This window comes from Streptomyces canus (genome assembly GCF_041435015.1).
Taxonomy (GTDB): domain Bacteria; phylum Actinomycetota; class Actinomycetes; order Streptomycetales; family Streptomycetaceae; genus Streptomyces; species Streptomyces canus_G.
Genome location: NZ_CP107989.1, coordinates 772,011 through 787,502, shown reverse-complemented (window position 1 = coordinate 787,502; position 15,492 = coordinate 772,011). Strand labels below are relative to the sequence as shown.

The window sequence follows — 15,492 nt, the reverse complement described above, 5'->3', positions numbered from 1 at the left end:
AGCGTCCTTGAAAGCCGTCCGCATGGGTCGGCGTCTCACTGCTCATCGAGGGATTCCTGCCGGGCGAGGAAGTCCTCGAACGCCGCCTTCTGCTTCGGATCCATGAAGCCTTGACGGACATGGCGGGCCCGCTCCTGGAGCCAGTGCGCCTCGTCGGGGTCCAGGAGCTCGGCGGCCACCACGCCTTCGCGAGCGACCGCCGTGCGCCCACCCACGCGACGACGAAAGAGCGTGAACGGGCCGAATTCCACGGGGTTCCCAGAGCGCCAGCGTGGCCGGGGGCACCAGCACGGCACGTTCCGCCTTGTCGCGCCCCTCCCACATGAACGTGACGGTGACGGGCTCGCCGACCGCTTCGGCCGGCCCGAGCACCCGCTCCATCTCATCGTTGACCGGGTAACCCGCCACTACCTCAATCTGAATTCCCATGGCGCCCGAGGCACTGGCCGCCTCTGAGATGCCATGACCGCTGTTCCTGTTCCCTCCGACGGCAGGGGTGGGACGGCGGGGCCGGGGTAACCGCGTCTGTACGAAGGCCTTGTCGTACAGGAGTTGTCGTCGACCTTCTCGGGAGGACAGTCGTGCCTGGCATGTTGGAGAAGATCAAGCAGTTCAGCAGGAGCCCGCAGGGGCGACGTGCCGTCGAGCAGGTGCGCCGTGCCTCGGCCGATCCGCGTCGCAGGGCCCAGGCTCGGCAGCTGCTCGGAAGGCTCCGGGGGCGGCGCCACTGAAGGGTTCGCGCAGCCCGCTGTGGCCGACCCGGAAGGGCCGATCCCGGCGTGGTGATCGCTCCTTCCGGCGCGGGCTTCTCCCATGGTCGGACGAGTAGCGTGGTATCCGGGGCGCACAAGCGCGGCGCCCCCGCATCCGGACGTACGGTCGCCGGGGAAGAAGGATGACCGGGTGTGCTCACCATGGGGCCGGAGGGAGGTGCCGCGGTGATGACCGACCTTCGTGATCGGCTGGGCAAGGCCGTATTCGAGCGAGTGGCCGGTCCGGACGGGCCCGCCAACCGTGCCCGCATCCACGACACCCCCGGACCCCGGTGGTTCGGTCCGGAACGTCCCATCCGCACCGTCCACGGTGACGCGTCGATGTTCATCGGTGGGCTGAGCGCTCTCCTTCTCCAGTCCCTGCATCCGCTCGCCATGGCCGCCGTGTCCGCGCACTCCGGGTTTCGCGGTGATCCCTGGGGACGGTTGCAGCGCACCAGCACCTTCCTGGCTGTCACGACGTACGGCACCGTTGCCGATGCCGAGGACGCCGTCGCGCGAGTGCGTGCCATCCACCACGGGGTGCGTGGGACGACGGCCGAGGGACTTCCGTACCACGCCGCGGACCCGCATCTGCTGGGCTGGGTGCACGCGGCCGAGACCGACAGCTTCCTGCGCGCGCACGAACGCTACGGGGCGCGGCCGCTCGACCCGGCGGGATATGACGGCTACGTGGCCGACACCGCGCGGGTGGCCGAGGCACTGGGCGTGATCGATCCACCCCGCGATCGTCGGGCCCTCGCCGGACGCCTGGCCATGTACCGGCCGGAACTGCGGGCCACTCCGGAGGCCAGGGCCGCCGCCCGGTTCCTGCTGCTGCACCCACCGGTACCGCTTGCCGTGCGGCCGTTCTACGGCGTCCTTGCGGCGAACGCGGTCGCGCTGCTTCCGCAGCGGGAACGGGGCGTACTACGACTGCCACGGCTCCCTGTCGTGGAGGGTCTCGCGATACAGCCCGCAGGCCTGCTGCTGACCCACACCATCCGTTGGGCCATGAGCTCGGGGTCGCGATCGCGACCGGAGTGAGGCTCGAACACAGCGGCGCCGGGGGGCCTCCATCCCGCTCTCCTACGAGGACGAGGGCCTGGTGGTGCCCGCCCCGCTCGCCCGGTGCCTGCCCAGGGTGGCGCTCGAACGACCCGTGGACGGCTGACGACCACGAACGGTTCCGTCGTGCCGCGAGGGGGCCCACGCAGAGCTCTCGGCCGGAACTCCAACCGAGAGTTCTGCGCAGCCGCTGATTGACCTGGTCTGCCATTGGGCGCTGCGCCGTCAGGGAAAGTCGGCGTCAGCCGCCCCCGCCGCCCCAACCGTGTTCTACCGCCCCATTGTGCTGAGTCAACTGCCCCCCTACTGTTCGACTTTGCCTGAGTCTGTTTGATGCTGATCGCTCAGGCGAGAGGGAGGCCGCAGTGCGAGGGAATCGGACAGATTCAGAGACCGCGAGACCCGGTCGCCGTGGGTGGTGGAGGGCCGTCATCGCGACGGCCGCGACCATCGCCCTGGCCGTGGGGATGGCCGCGCCCGCCACGGCGCGGGAGGCGGACGGGCCGACATCCGCCGCCGCATCTGCCGCCAACGCCCAGGCGCACACGGTGACCCTCGACGGCTACTCGTTCCTCGTCGACGGCAAGCGGACCTACCTCTGGTCCGGCGAGTTCCACTACTTCCGGCTTCCGAGCCCGGACCTGTGGCGGGACATCTTCCAGAAGATGAAGGCCGCCGGCTTCAACTCCACCTCGCTGTACTTCGACTGGGGATACCACTCGCCCAAGCCGGGCGTGTACGACTTCACCGGGGTGCGTGACGTCGACAAGCTCCTCGACATGGCCGAGGAAGCCGGGCTCTACGTGATCGCGCGGCCGGCGCCGTACATCAACGCGGAGGTCGACAGCGGCGGCCTGCCCGGCTGGCTGACCACCAAGGCCGAGAACAACCGCAGCGACGATCCGCGGTTCCTCACGTACGCCGACGAGTGGCTGACGCGGATCGACAAGATCATCGCCCGGCATCAACTCACCAACGGCACCGGGTCGGTCATCGCCTACCAGGTCGAGAACGAGTACTACAACGGCTCCGCCGCCGCCCGCTCCTACATGCAGCACCTCGAGGACAAGGCCCGCGCCGACGGCATCACCGTGCCGCTGACCGGCAACAACAACGGCACCTTCAACTCCGGTGCCGGCGCCCTGGACGTGGACGGCCCGGACTCGTATCCGCAGGGTTTCGACTGCTCGAACCCCTCGAAGTGGAACGGCGTCCCCGACATCAGCTACGACCACCCCGCCGGCAAGCCGCTCTACTCCCCGGAGTTCCAGGGCGGCGCCTTCGACCCCTGGGGCGGTCCGGGCTACGACAAGTGCGCCGAGCTGATCAACGATCAGTTCGCCAACGTGTTCTACAAGCAGAACATCGCGGTCGGTGCGACGGCGCAGAGCTTCTACATGACCTACGGCGGCACCAACTGGGGCTGGCTGAGCATGCCGCAGAACTACACGTCGTACGACTACGGGGCCGCGATCCGCGAGACCCGCCAGCTCGACCCGAAGTACGACGAGGACAAGCTGATCGGGTACTTCACCCAGTCGGTGGCCCCGCTGACCAAGACCGACGCGATCAGGACCACGCCACCGGACGACTCCGCCATCGTCGACACCGCACGGATGAACCCGGACACCAAGACCCAGTTCCATGTGCTGCGGCACGGCAACTCCACGTCCACGGCGGTCGACAGGACGCACATCTCGCTGGACTTCAACGCCCAGCCGGCCGGGGACACCAGCTACACCTGGGACGACCCGGACTCGGCGCTCCAGTACGCCGGTTCGTGGTCGCACGTGGCCAACCAGAGCTACACCGGAGGCGACTACAAGAAGACCGAGTCGTTCTCCAACAAGGCCGGTGACTCGGTCACCGTCCCCTTCGACGGCACCGCGATCCGCTGGATCGGCTCGAAGACGAACAACCACGGCAACGCCGACGTCTACCTGGACGGCACCAAGGTGGCGACGGTCGACGACTCCGGCGCCGAGAACCAGGCGGTGATCTTCCAGAAGACCGGCCTGACGGCCGGGGCGCACACGCTGAAGATCGTCGTCTCCGGGAGCCACGGCTCGGGGTCCACCGACAACTACGTGTCCATCGACGCCATCGACGTGCCGACGGGTGACGCCGCCGCTCAGCCGACCTACCCGGTCGTCCCCCAGCAGCCGGGCACCGCGATCACCCTCGACGGACGCGACTCCCACGTGATCGTGGCGAACTACCGCCTCGGGGACGCGCAGTTGCAGTACTCGACCTCGGAGATCATGACCGGCGCGACCATCGGCGACCGGGACCTCGCCGTGCTCTACGGCGACCCGGACAGCGATGGCGAAACCGTCCTGCGCTACTCCTCCAAGCCCACGGTCACCACCAGCGGCGGCACCGTCACGAGCACCTGGGACCCGGCCACCGGTGACCTGCGGCTGAACTACACCCACAAGGGCCTGATCCGGATCAACGTCAGCGGCGCCGGACAGCGCCCGCTGTTGCTTCTCGTGGGAGACAAGGCCACCGCGAAGACGTTCTGGCGTCAGGACACCGCGACCGGCCCGGTCCTGGTCCGCGGTACGCACCTGCTGCGGACGGCGACCAGCGTGAACGGCGGCCGTACGGTGGCGCTCACCGGCGACAACGCCGACGACAAGAACATCGAGGTGTTCACCTCCGCGGCCCGCGTCACCTGGAACGGCCGGCCGGTGGGCACCCGGGCCACCGACACCCGGAGCCTCACCGGCACGGTCCCGACGGCCGCCGCGGTACACCTGCCGGCCCTGACGAACTGGAAGCACGCCGAGGAGTCCCCGGAAGCGGCCCCCGGCTTCGACGACACCGGCTGGCAGGTGGCCGACAGGACGACCACCAACAGCGTCTCCGGCATCAACAAGCTGCCGGTGCTCTACGCGGACGACTACGGTTTCCACACCGGCAGCACCTGGTACCGCGGCCGCTTCCACGCCACCGGCAAGGAGACCGGCATCCACTTGGTCTCGGACTCGGGCGGAGGGGCACAGGCGTTCTCCGCCTGGCTCAACGGCACCTTCCTGGGCAGCTCGACCACGGGCAGCGCCGACTTCACCTTCCCGGCCGGCTCGGTCAAGTCCAAGGGCGACAACATCCTCTCCGTGCTCACCGTGAACATGGGGCACGAGGAGGACTACAACTCGACCAACGGCAACAAGACCGCGCGCGGCCTGACCAGCGCCTCCCTGGTAGGAGCCCCGCTGACCTCCGTCACCTGGCGCCTTCAGGGCGTACGCGGTGGCGAGGACCTGCAGGACACGGTGCGCGGCCCGCTCTCGACGGGCGGCCTGTACGGCGAGCGGGCGGGCTGGTCCCTCCCGGGTTACCCGGACGGCAAGTGGAACCGGGTCACCCTGCCGACGGCCGACGCCCGCCCCGGGGTGTCCTGGTACCGCACCGATGCCACGCTGGACCTGCCTCGCGGCCAGGACACCTCACTCGGCCTGACGTTCACCGACGACCCGTCCCGCAAGTACCGTGCCACGCTCTTCGTGAACGGCTGGCAGGTCGGCAACTACGTCAACTACCTGGGCCCGCAGCACACGTTCCCCGTCCCCAACGGAATCCTGAACCCGAACGGCCGCAACAGCATCGCCATCGCCGTGTGGAACCTGGACGGCAGCACCGGCGGCCTCGGCAAGGTCTCGCTCACCGACTACGGCAGCTACGCCTCGTCCCTGCGCGTCGCGCAGAACGACAGCCCGCGCTACGACTCCCGGAAGTACGCGATGCCGAAGCCTCCGGGAGCGGACGTCACCCTGGGCGTGCCCGACACCGCTCAGCCGGGAGAGGCCTTCACGGCCCGGACGACCGTGCGAGTGCCGAAGGGCGCACCGCCCGCATCCCGGCTGACGGCCTCGCTCTCCGCACCCGACGGGTGGAGCGTGAGCGCCACGAGCCCCGTGTCCCTCAAGAGCCTGCAGCCGGGCGGATCGGCAACCTTCACGTGGAAGGTCCAGCCGCCGACCGGGGATCTGCCGTCCGCCTCGGCGCTCACCACCACGGTGCACTACACACAGAACGGACGGCAGGCCACGGGTGTCGACGAGCGCATCATCGGCGGGATACCACCGGCGCCGCCGGCCGGGAAGAGCGCTGTGAGCGACCTGCCGTTCCTGTCCTCCACCAACGGATGGGGTCCGGTGGAGCGTGACAGCAGCGTCGGCGAGCAGGCGGCCGGGGACGGTCGTGCGATCAGTATCGGCGGAGTGGGTTACGCCAAGGGCCTCGGCACCAATGCCCTCAGCGACATCCAGCTCTACCTCGCCGGAAACTGCTCGCGGTTGACGGCGGAAGTGGGCGTCGACGACGAGACAAGTGGTGCGGGAACGGTGACGTTCTCCGTGATCGCCGACGGCAGGACCCTGCTGACCACGCCGACGATCCGCGGCCGACAGACCGCCGTGCCCGTCGACGTCGACGTCAGCGGCGCCCAGGTGGTCGACCTCAAGGTAGGCGACGCCGGCGACGGCAACGGCAACGACCACGGCGACTGGGCGGTACCCACACTGACGTGTGGCTGACGGCCGATCCGAGAAAGCAGGGCCCGAACGCGCGACAGCGCGTCACGCCCCTTGCCCGGCGGGCAAGGGGCGTGACGGTGGGCTTGAACCGGATACCGGTGTCAGCAGGGGGAGTTGGTCTGCGTGAGCAGGCCCATCCGGTAGGGCATCTTGATGTAGCCGTCGTCGCCGTTGGCCTTGGGGTCGACGCCCTGGTAGACGAATTGGAGCCGGCAGGGGTCGATGGTCAGTGTCTGACCGAGTGGGCTCAGCGTTGGACGCGCCCGCGGGTCAGCGCTGCAGGGTGAGCAGGCCCGGCCGGTACGGCAGTTTCAGGTAGTCGGGTTCCGTGGTGTTGGTGGGGAGGCCCTGGTAGAGGAACTGCAGGTTGCAGGGATCGATGGTCATGGTCTGGTCGGGGTTGTTGCGGACCAGGTCACCGTGGCTGACGCCCTGGGCCCAGGTGGAACCGCTGTTGGCCTGGCCCGCGAAGGGGCTGCTCTCGCTGCCCGCCTGGACCGTCCACGGACCGTTCAGGCTGGAGGCGGTGAACGAGCGGAAGTAGCGGTTCGCCCCCTGCGCCTCGACGATCATGAGGTACTGGTTCTGGCCCTGGACCTTGTAGACCTCCGGCGCCTCGAACAGAAGGTCCCGTGTGTCGCTCATGACCGTCGTGTACGAGGAGCCGAAGTTGCCCGGGAAGTTCCCGATCGGCATGCTCGCCCGGTAGATCTTGCCGTTGTCAGCGGCGAAGAACAGGTACATGTTCTGGTCGTCGGCGATCATGGTCGGGTCGATCGGGGCGTTCTTCTGGTTCGCGTCGGGGCCGTCGGGGAGGCTGCCGGTGAACAGCGGCTGCCGGGCGGACCAGCCGTTGGGGTTGGTGGGGTCGCTGGACGTGCGGTAGTGGAGCGGCCACTGACCCCACTGGGACACCATCACCCAGATGTTCTTGGGCGCGAAGTAGAACAGTTCGGGCGCCACCGCGTCGTCGTTCATCTGGGTCTGGGTGGCCGCCCCCATGTCCGACCAGTTCGTGAAGGGACTGAACCCCGTCGAGCCCCACTTCGTTCCGTTGGAGGTGGTCGAGTAGACCAGGTGCTTGCCGTTGTACGTGGTGGTGGTGAAGTCCTTCAGCGCGAGCTGCCCGTTCGCCGGCTCCGCCAGCGGGCCGGTCGAGCTCCACCGGTACGTCGACGGAAGAGCACACGCGTTGCTCGCCCCGGACAGGCCGGTCCACTTCTGGTTGGCGCCGCCGTGGCACGACCAGAGCTGCACCCCCGTGCCGTTGGCCTTACCCCAGCCCGCGGCCTCCAGGCACAGCCCGGACCGCACGCCGACGATCGTGCCGTCGGAGTTCACCCGCCACTGCTGGTTGTCACTGCCGTTGCACGACCAGATCTGCACCGGGGTCCCGTTCGTGGTACCGGCGCCCCGGGCATCCAGGCACTTGTTGCCGTACACGGTCAGCTGGCTGCTGTCCGTCAACGTCCACTGCTGGTTGACTCCGCCGTGGCAGTCCCAGATGTGCACGTTCGCGCCATCGGTCTGGCTGAAGCTCTCCACATCGAGACAGCGGCCGGAATCAACACCGCGCACTTCGCTGGTGGTGGCCGCCTGAGCCGGGCCGGCGACGAGCAGTGCCGCCAACGCGGCCAGGGCCGCGACCGCGGCGGCGAGCACCGCGGACGGGCGCCTGAGGCTGGAACTACGTCTGCGCATAAGGACCTCGTCATCCTTGAGCAAGCGGCTCCGGTCTTCCCCGTCAGAGGCTGTCCGGATGCCGGCGTGGTGCGACCCGGATGTTCGGTATATCAAACAGGGGTCGAAGTACCGATCGCGAGAATGCTAGACATCCCATGAATGACGTCAATACTTCTCGCAGAATCCGCGGGCAGAAACGTTCGCAGGCTGAAACCAGGCGGCTTCAAGTCCCGTGTTCGTACGGGTCTTTGGCGTGCCTGCGGCGGTCGTCTGCGGTGCGGGGAGCGTCGAGAACTCGCCGAGCGGGGTGCGAGGGCCTCGCCCTGGACGGGGCGGTGGCTGCCTGTCTCGCCGGCCGGCACCATGCCACCGACCAGCACTGCGGGGGATCGTCGGCGTGCGCACCCGCAGTTTGCGGTCCCGAAGGAACCGCGCGAGGCCGTCCCTGGGTTGATCTTCGCACCGGCGGGGCGCCTCGGATGGGCTCGCCGTGAACAGTCCGCTGCGGAGCCGGGGCCCGTGCCGGTGCACTGATCCCTACCGGCGCCTCCGCCGGCCGGACGTAACGCAGCTTCCCGTTCAGGTGCGCCGACGCTCCTCCCGCTGCCGGACCAGTTCCTCGACCGCGCTCGGCAGGGTCGTCTCGAAGTCGATCAGCTTTGCCCAGGTCGGCGTCACGACGATCCGGACCATGCCGTCGTGGTAGAGCGAACGCACCTCCGCCTCCCACTCGACCCGTTGCTCGGGGGTCATCTCGTAGGTGCTGGTCGGCTGGAGATACTCGTCCGGGATGCCATCGACGAAGTCCAGCTCGGCCCGGCCCCGAATGAGGAGGATCTTGGGCGGGTGCACCTCGGTGTCGATCGTCAGGGCGACCGCCGGGTTCTCGCGCAGGGCCGGGAGCTTCGGGGCGTTCTTCGTAGTGCACATGACGATCTCCGAGCCGTTCCAGACGAACGCGATCGGGACGTTGCGGGGTGTGCCGTCCTTGGCCACGTATGCCAAGCGGGTCACGTCGCGAGCCAGCAGCTCCTGGCTTGTCGGTCGGTTCAGAACGTCGGTGATCTCGTTCGTTTCCACGGTGGTTCCTCCGTTGTCCTTCTCGGTCCGCCGACGGATCGTTGGGGTCGGTCACACCTGGGACGGAGTCGGCGCCACATTCTCGACACCCGGAACACACCGAGTTCTAGTCGTTGTCGCTCCAGCTCGGGCGGCGCTGCGGAGGTCCGGCGAGGATCAGTTGCTCGATGCCGGCGTACCGTTCGCGTGCGCGACGGGCGCTGCGGCGTCCGCTCAGGAAGGTGCCGAGCCAGCCGCAGGCGAAGCCCACCGGTACGGAGACCAGGGCGGTCGTGGTGAAGGGGAACCAGTTCAGGTCGGCTTCCGGGAAGGCCGATGCCGGGGAGCCGGAGACGAGCCGGGTGCCCGACATCAGGACCAGGACGGCGGCCGAACCGCCGATCAGCGTGGCGAGCAGCCCGGCCTTGCCGAAGCGTCGCCAGAACAGCGAGTAGACCAGCGCGGGCGCGATGGCGGAGGCGCCCATGCAGAAGGACAGGGTGGCCAGCGGCTGAAGGCTGCGGTGCTGGGCCAGGGCCGCCAGCAGCACCACCGGTACGCCGACGATCAGCGCGCTCACCCTCGCCAGGGTCATCTCCCGCAGGGCCGGCATCCCCCTGTGCCGGGAGGCGGCGACGTCGTGTGCCAGGGAGTTGGCGCAGGCCAGCGTCATCCCGGCGACGGATGCCAGGAGAGTCAGGAAGATCGCCGTGGTGACGGTGCTGAACACCAGGCTCTCGGTGCGTGAGACGTCCGGGCCGAACGCGGCGCGGGCGCCCAGCAGGTAGGCGGTGCTGCCGTGCGGGTCGGCGGCCATGATCCGCTCGCGGCCGACCAGCGCCGTGGCCCCGAGGCCGATGACGGTGATCACCAGCATGAACAGGGCGACGGAGGACACCGCCCAGGACATCGTGCGCCGTACCTGGCGGGCGTTGCCCGCGGTGTACATCCGCATCGTGACGTGCGGCAGGCAGGCGCCGCCGAGCACGATGGCGACCTGCGTGCTGACCATGTCCAGTCCCGGGTACGGTCCGTCCGCGAACTGCAGGCCGTACCGAAGGAACGCCTGGCCGGTTCCGCTGCCTTGCGCGGCGGTGTCGACCAGCGTGCCCGGATGCCAGCCGAAGCCGGCGAGGATGAGTGCGGCGACCACGAGGCCGGATCCGAGGAGCATCACCGTCTTGATGATCTGGATCAGCGCGGTCCCCCTCATCCCGCCCAGGGCGGCGTAACTGATCATCAGGATGCCGGCGCCGGCGATGCAGCCGGTCTGCATGGCACGGTCGGAGAAGCCCAGGATGAACGCCAGCAGCTGTCCCACGCCCGCCAGTTGCACGATCATCATCGGGATCAGCGACAGCAGGGTCACCCCACACGCGGTGATGCGTACGGCCCGCCCGGGGACGCGTCGGCTCAGAGCGTCACCCATGGTGAACCGGCCGGTGTTGTGCAGGGGTTCGGCGAGCAGGAACATCAGCAGGAGCAGGGACAGCAGCGTGCTCAGGGCCAGGACGACTCCGTCGTAGCCGCACAGGGCGATGACCCCGCCGATGGTGAGCACGGTCGCGGCGGAGATGTAGTCGCCCGCGACCGCCAGGCCGTTGCGCAGCGGGGACAGCGATCGGTAGCCGGTGTAGAACTCCTCCAGGTCGTCGCGGTCGGGGCCCGTCAGCACGCACAGCAGGAGCGTGAGCGTGACGACGCTGCAGAACGCGACCAGGGACCAGGACTGCGCGGAGCCGCCGAGGTCGGTCATGCCTGGGCCCGGCCGTCGCCGTCGGCCGGGGGCGCGTACCGGCTGACCCGGCGGGCCAGGGGATCGACGAATCGCCGTGCCGAGTACTCGAACAGCAGGACGGCAAGCCAGGTGACGGGGATCTGTACGACGGCGAGCAGCAGGCCGGTGGGGAGCCCGCCGAGGGCCGGGCGAGCCATGAACCCGGGGGCCTTGACGGTGAGGGTGAGGAAGACGGCGAAGTAACCGAGGGCGGCCAGGGTGGCCACGCGTCGCTGCCACCGGCAGGCGCGGCGCAGGACGCGCAGGGCGCGGTGGTAGCTGGACCACGAACGCGGACGGGCCCCGCTTCCCGGACGCTCTCCGGCCGACGCGAGGGACGTCGGCCGGTGTGAGGTGGGGGAGGAGACCCGTCCGTTGTGCCGGTGCGACAGGGATAATTCCGAGCGGTCGTAGGACATCCCAAAACTCCTAGCGCGGTGGGCCCGGAAGTCACGGACCGCAGGACTGTGGGGGAGGCGGAGGCGGTTCGGGTCACCGCACGGTATGCGGGTGTCCGGGCGGTGGATGTGTGTTCCGTTGAACTTTCTGGCGGGAGCCCCGAAGGCGAGCAGGCCGCGATTGGTGCCCGTGGTGGGGGTGCGACGGGAGTGCCACAGGTGTCTCCTGTGGCCCCTGCCCTTTGTATTCGACCGTCCGTACGTCGTACGTCAGTCCCAGTCCGCATCGGCCGCTCCGACGGGAGCTAACCGGTCGGCGGGACGATGAACCGTACGTCGAATGCCGCAGTGGCGTGCCGTCCAACGAGGGGGTGGTACTGCTGGCATATGCCTGCCGACTATCGCGCTGCCTGAACGTGCCCCGGTGCACGACCAGAAGTCGTTGAACTGTTCGACCCGCCTCAGCTGTCGTAGGTGTGAAACCCGCGGCCGCTCTTGCGGCCGAGGTGACCCGCGGCGACCATCCGGCGCAGGAGGGCGGGCGGTGCGTACAGCGGCTCCTTGTACTCCTCGTACATCGACTCGGCCACGGCCTGGGCCGTGTCGAGGCCGATGAGGTCGAGCAGGCTCAGCGGCCCCATGGGGTGCGCGCACCCGAGTTCCATGCCCCGGTCGATGTCGTCCGGCCGTGCGGAGCCCGACTCCACCATGCGTACCGCGCTGAGCAGGTAGGGCACGAGGAGGGCGTTGACGACGAAGCCGGAACGGTCGGGCGCCTGGATGGCCTGTTTGCCCAGCTGTTCGGCGAAGCCGCGGGTCCGTCGCACCGTGTCCGCGCCGGTGACGAGGGAGGGGATGACCTCGACCAGCTGCTGCACGGGGACGGGGTTGAAGAAGTGCAGGCCGATGACCCGTTCGGGCCGCTGGGTGACGACGGCGAGATCGACGACGGGGATCGAGGAGGTGTTGGTGGCCAGGACCGCCGTGGGGTCTTCGATCGCCTTGTCCAGGTCGCGCAGGACACCGGTCTTGATGTCGCGGTTCTCGGCGACGGCCTCGACGACGAACTGGCGGTCGGCCATGTCACCGAGGTCACGGGTGAAGGAGAGCCGGGCGAGGGTCTGGTCGCGTTGTTCCTCGCTGAGCTTGCCGCGCCGTAGGCCTCGGTCGAGGGAGGCGGTGAGTCGGCGGCGGCCTGCCTCGACCGCGTCATGCGTGGCCTCGGCGACACGGACGTCGATGCCGCTGCGGGCGGCGACTTCGGCGATGCCGGAGCCCATGAGGCCGCATCCGACGACGCCGAGACGGGTGACGGGATCCATCCGGAGTCCGTCCTTTCTGGTGAGCGGGTCTGGTGAGCGGGCGGTGATCGGCGTCAGAGATCGAGGACGAGACGGGGCCCGCACGAGCGGGAGACGCAGATGAGCATGGTGTCGCCGGCGGCGCGTTCGTCCTCGGTCAACAGCGCGTCGCGGTGGTCGGGTGTGCCGTCCAGTACGTCGGTCTCGCAGGTGCCGCACGTGCCTTCCCGGCAGGAGAAGTCGACCGTGACGCCGGCCTTCTCCACGGTCTCGAGCACCGAACGGTCCGGCGGCACGGTGAGGGTGAGTCCGGAACGGGCGAGCTCCAGCTCGAAGGCCGCGGCCGCACCGGTCTCCGTCGGCGCGACCGGGGCGAACCGTTCGACGCCGAGCGTGCCGGGCGGCCAGCCCGCGCACCGCTCCTGCACCGCCCGCAGCAGGGGCTCGGGACCGCAGGCGTGCACCAGGGTGCCCTCCTTGGGCACGCCAAGGTGGGCGGCGAGGTCCAGGAGGCCGTACTCGTCCTGCGGACGCACGAGCACCCGGTCTCCGTGCGGGGCGAGGCGGTCCAGGAAGGCCATGGAAGTCCGGGTGCGGCCGCCGTACAGCAGACTCCAGTCGGCCCCCGCGGCCTCGGCGGCCTCGACCATGGGAAGGATGGGCGTGATGCCGACGCCGCCGGCGACGAACAGATGGCGGGTGGCCGGCCGCAGCGGGAAGTTGTTCCGCGGTCCGCGGACCCGCACGGTGGAGCCTTCACGCAGGTGGTCGTGGACGTACGCGGAACCGCCGCGGCCCTTCGGCTCGCGGAGCACGGCGATCTGCCAGACCCCGCGTTCGGCCGGGTGTCCGCACAGGGAGTACTGACGGACCAGGCCGTCGGCGTCGCCGTCCAGGAGGACGTCGATGTGGGCGCCGGGCGTCCAGGGGGGCAGCATGCCGCCGTCGGGGCGGCGCAGGGTGAGGGAGACGACGCCGTCGGCGGCGAGGGTGCGGGCGGCCACCGTGAGGGTGGTCGGGGCCGGGGGCAGTTGGTCGTTCATGCTGGTTCGGCTCCCGGTCTCAGGCCTGCGTCGGTACATGCAGCAACAGCGCGTCACCCTGACCGCCGCCCCCGCACAGGGCAGCCGCTCCGCTGCCGCCTCCGCGTCGGCGCAGTTCCGCCGCGAGGGTCAGCACCAGCCGGGCTCCGGTCATGCCGACCGGGTGTCCGAGCGCGATCGCTCCGCCGTTGACGTTCACCCTGTCCAGCGGGATGTCCAGCTCGCGTACGGAAGCCAGGGCCACTCCGGCGAACGCCTCGTTGATCTCGAACAGGTCCAGGTCGGCGGTCTTCAGCCGGCCGTCCCGGTCCAGGGCGTCGCGGACGGCGCCGGCCGGCTGGACGAGCAGTGAGGGGTCGGGGCCCGCGACCGTGCCGTAGGCCCCGATCTCGGCGAGTGGTGTCAGGCCCTCCCGCCGGGCTCGCTCCGCGCTCATCACGACGACGGCCGCTGCGCCGTCGGAGAGCTGGGAGGAGTTGCCGGCGGTGATGGTGCCCGTGCCGGAGAAGGCCGGCCGCAGGCGGCCCAGGGTCTCGGCGGTGCTTCCCGGTCGTACGCCCTCGTCGGTGTCCACCACCGTCTCGTCTCGGTGTCCGGACACCGTGACGGGGGCGATCTCCTCGGACAACGCGCCCGACTGCTGGGCGCGGGCGGCCCGTTGATGGGAGAGCGCGCTGTACTCGTCCTGTTCCTGCCGGGTCAGGGCGTATGGCTGCTGGTAGCGCTCGGTGGCCGCGCCCATGGAGACCCCGTCGAAGGCGCAGACCAGCGCATCCCGGTCCAGGGCGTCCTCGACCGCGTTCGAGCCGTACTTCCAGCCGGCGCGTGATCCGCGCAGCAGGTGCGGGGCGCCGGACATGGACTCCATGCCGCCCGCGACGACCACCTCGTGACGGCCTGAGGCGATCATGAGGTCGGCCAGGGCGATGGCGTGCAGGCCGGACGGACAGAGCTTGTTGACGGTGCTCGCCGGCACGGAGAAGGGGATGCCGGCGAGCACCGCGGCCTGCCGGGCGGGATTGGGGCCGGCGCCGGCCTGCACCACATGGCCCATCACGACGGCCTGCACGGCCTGCGGGTCCAGAGGGACGGCGGCCAGAGCCGCGCGGATGGCGTGGGCGCCGAGATCGACGGCGGACAGCGGGCTGAGGGCGCCCAGCAGTTTGCCGATGGGCGTCCTTGCTCCGGCGACGATGACGGATCCGGGCATGGCCGGGACCTCCTGGGGTGTGGGGCGGAGTCAGGCGACGGGGTCGACGGCGCGTTCGGCGATCATGTGGGCGGTCTCGTTCACCGAGTGCAGGACGATCCGGCCGCCCGGCATGCGCCGCACCCGGCTGACGGAGGTGTAGCCGGGGTGGAACCAGAACATCGTCGGCAGACCGAGCACCGTCGCCAGATAGGTGTTGGTGATGCCGCCGTGGCACACGGCGGCGACCCGTCCGCCGGGATGGGCGTCGAGGATGGTGTCCATGGCGCGCACGGCCCGCCCGCGAAAGGCGTCCCGGTCCAGGTCGGGCACGAAGTCCTCGAAGCGTCCCTCGGCGAGCGCCGCCGCCCGGGGGTCACCGGTCCCGATCTGCTCGGGTGGCGTGTAGGGCTGGGACACGTCCGTGTCCCACTCGCGCAGGTCGTCGAGGACGGTGGCCGTCATGCCGGTGAGCCGTTCCAGGGGCGCCACGGTCTCGCGGGCCCGCTGGAACGGGCTGACGTACAGGGCGTCGAGGTCCTCGTGTCCCAGCCAGTCGGCGAGGCGTTCGGCCTGGGCGGTGCCCTCCGGCGACAGCCCCGGGTCGAAGACGCCCGCCACGGGGAGGCCGTGCCGGACGAGGAGGAGTTCGGTCATGGATGTTCCTTAAGTACGTGAGGG

The 15,492-nt window shown here is 69.8% G+C and carries 10 protein-coding genes and 1 pseudogene; 2 read left to right on the top strand and 9 right to left on the bottom strand.

Features of this window, described 5'->3' with window-relative positions; translation table 11 throughout:
• Positions 1 to 35: 35 nt before the first annotated feature.
• Positions 36 to 429 (bottom strand): annotated as a pseudogene (locus tag OG841_RS03765) (hypothetical protein).
• 512 nt (positions 430 to 941) lie between these two features.
• Here OG841_RS03765 and OG841_RS03760 point away from each other — a divergent pair.
• Together OG841_RS03760 and OG841_RS03755 are read left to right on the top strand one after the other, a co-directional pair.
• Positions 942 to 1,799 carry an oxygenase MpaB family protein gene (locus tag OG841_RS03760; RefSeq protein WP_371563402.1) on the top strand — a complete coding sequence of 286 codons (858 nt, stop codon included), beginning with the start codon at positions 942 to 944 and terminating at the stop codon, positions 1,797 to 1,799.
• A gap of 488 nt (positions 1,800 to 2,287) precedes the next feature.
• Positions 2,288 to 6,361 carry a beta-galactosidase gene (locus OG841_RS03755; protein ID WP_371570552.1) on the top strand — a complete coding sequence of 1,358 codons (4,074 nt, stop codon included), beginning with the start codon at positions 2,288 to 2,290 and terminating at the stop codon, positions 6,359 to 6,361.
• Between the two features lie 270 nt (positions 6,362 to 6,631).
• Here the strand turns inward: OG841_RS03755 and OG841_RS03750 are convergent, their stop codons facing one another.
• The 8 genes from OG841_RS03750 to OG841_RS03715 all read right to left on the bottom strand — a co-directional run bounded on the left by OG841_RS03750 (position 6,632) and on the right by OG841_RS03715 (position 15,468).
• Positions 6,632 to 8,062 carry a non-reducing end alpha-L-arabinofuranosidase family hydrolase gene (locus OG841_RS03750; protein ID WP_328642794.1) on the bottom strand — a complete coding sequence of 477 codons (1,431 nt, stop codon included), beginning with the start codon at positions 8,060 to 8,062 and terminating at the stop codon, positions 6,632 to 6,634.
• 561 nt (positions 8,063 to 8,623) lie between these two features.
• A complete protein-coding gene (locus OG841_RS03745; protein WP_328642795.1) occupies positions 8,624 to 9,124 on the bottom strand; it encodes a pyridoxamine 5'-phosphate oxidase family protein in 501 nt (166 codons plus the stop codon).
• 106 nt (positions 9,125 to 9,230) lie between these two features.
• Positions 9,231 to 10,859 carry a sodium/solute symporter gene (locus tag OG841_RS03740; RefSeq protein ID WP_365121740.1) on the bottom strand — a complete coding sequence of 543 codons (1,629 nt, stop codon included), beginning with the start codon at positions 10,857 to 10,859 and terminating at the stop codon, positions 9,231 to 9,233.
• Positions 10,856 to 11,299 carry a DUF485 domain-containing protein gene (locus OG841_RS03735; RefSeq protein ID WP_365121743.1) on the bottom strand — a complete coding sequence of 148 codons (444 nt, stop codon included), beginning with the start codon at positions 11,297 to 11,299 and terminating at the stop codon, positions 10,856 to 10,858. The genes OG841_RS03740 and OG841_RS03735 overlap by 4 nt, the downstream gene beginning before the upstream one ends.
• 440 nt (positions 11,300 to 11,739) lie before the next feature.
• Positions 11,740 to 12,600, bottom strand: coding sequence for a 3-hydroxybutyryl-CoA dehydrogenase (locus tag OG841_RS03730; protein WP_328642798.1), 861 nt, complete (start codon positions 12,598 to 12,600; stop codon positions 11,740 to 11,742).
• 53 nt (positions 12,601 to 12,653) lie between these two features.
• Positions 12,654 to 13,622, bottom strand: coding sequence for a PDR/VanB family oxidoreductase (locus tag OG841_RS03725; RefSeq protein WP_365121746.1), 969 nt, complete (start codon positions 13,620 to 13,622; stop codon positions 12,654 to 12,656).
• 19 nt (positions 13,623 to 13,641) lie between these two features.
• Positions 13,642 to 14,832, bottom strand: coding sequence for an acetyl-CoA C-acyltransferase (locus OG841_RS03720; RefSeq protein ID WP_365121749.1), 1,191 nt, complete (start codon positions 14,830 to 14,832; stop codon positions 13,642 to 13,644).
• Between the two features lie 30 nt (positions 14,833 to 14,862).
• The gene (locus tag OG841_RS03715; protein WP_365121752.1) at positions 14,863 to 15,468 is read right to left on the bottom strand and encodes a histidine phosphatase family protein; all 606 of its coding nucleotides are present in this window, start codon (positions 15,466 to 15,468) and stop codon (positions 14,863 to 14,865) included.
• Positions 15,469 to 15,492 lie beyond the last annotated feature (24 nt).

Bases quoted from the DNA above. Each gene is read 5' to 3' on its own strand.
- OG841_RS03760 (WP_371563402.1), top strand. From the start codon at position 942: ATGACCGACCTTCGTGATCGGCTGGGCAAGGCCGTATTCGAGCGAGTG.
- OG841_RS03750 (WP_328642794.1), bottom strand. From the start codon at position 8,062: ATGCGCAGACGTAGTTCCAGCCTCAGGCGCCCGTCCGCGGTGCTCGCC.
- OG841_RS03740 (WP_365121740.1), bottom strand. From the start codon at position 10,859: ATGACCGACCTCGGCGGCTCCGCGCAGTCCTGGTCCCTGGTCGCGTTC.
- OG841_RS03735 (WP_365121743.1), bottom strand. From the start codon at position 11,299: ATGTCCTACGACCGCTCGGAATTATCCCTGTCGCACCGGCACAACGGA.
- OG841_RS03755 (WP_371570552.1), top strand. From the start codon at position 2,288: ATGGCCGCGCCCGCCACGGCGCGGGAGGCGGACGGGCCGACATCCGCC.
- OG841_RS03725 (WP_365121746.1), bottom strand. From the start codon at position 13,622: ATGAACGACCAACTGCCCCCGGCCCCGACCACCCTCACGGTGGCCGCC.
- OG841_RS03720 (WP_365121749.1), bottom strand. From the start codon at position 14,832: ATGCCCGGATCCGTCATCGTCGCCGGAGCAAGGACGCCCATCGGCAAA.
- OG841_RS03730 (WP_328642798.1), bottom strand. From the start codon at position 12,600: ATGGATCCCGTCACCCGTCTCGGCGTCGTCGGATGCGGCCTCATGGGC.
- OG841_RS03715 (WP_365121752.1), bottom strand. From the start codon at position 15,468: ATGACCGAACTCCTCCTCGTCCGGCACGGCCTCCCCGTGGCGGGCGTC.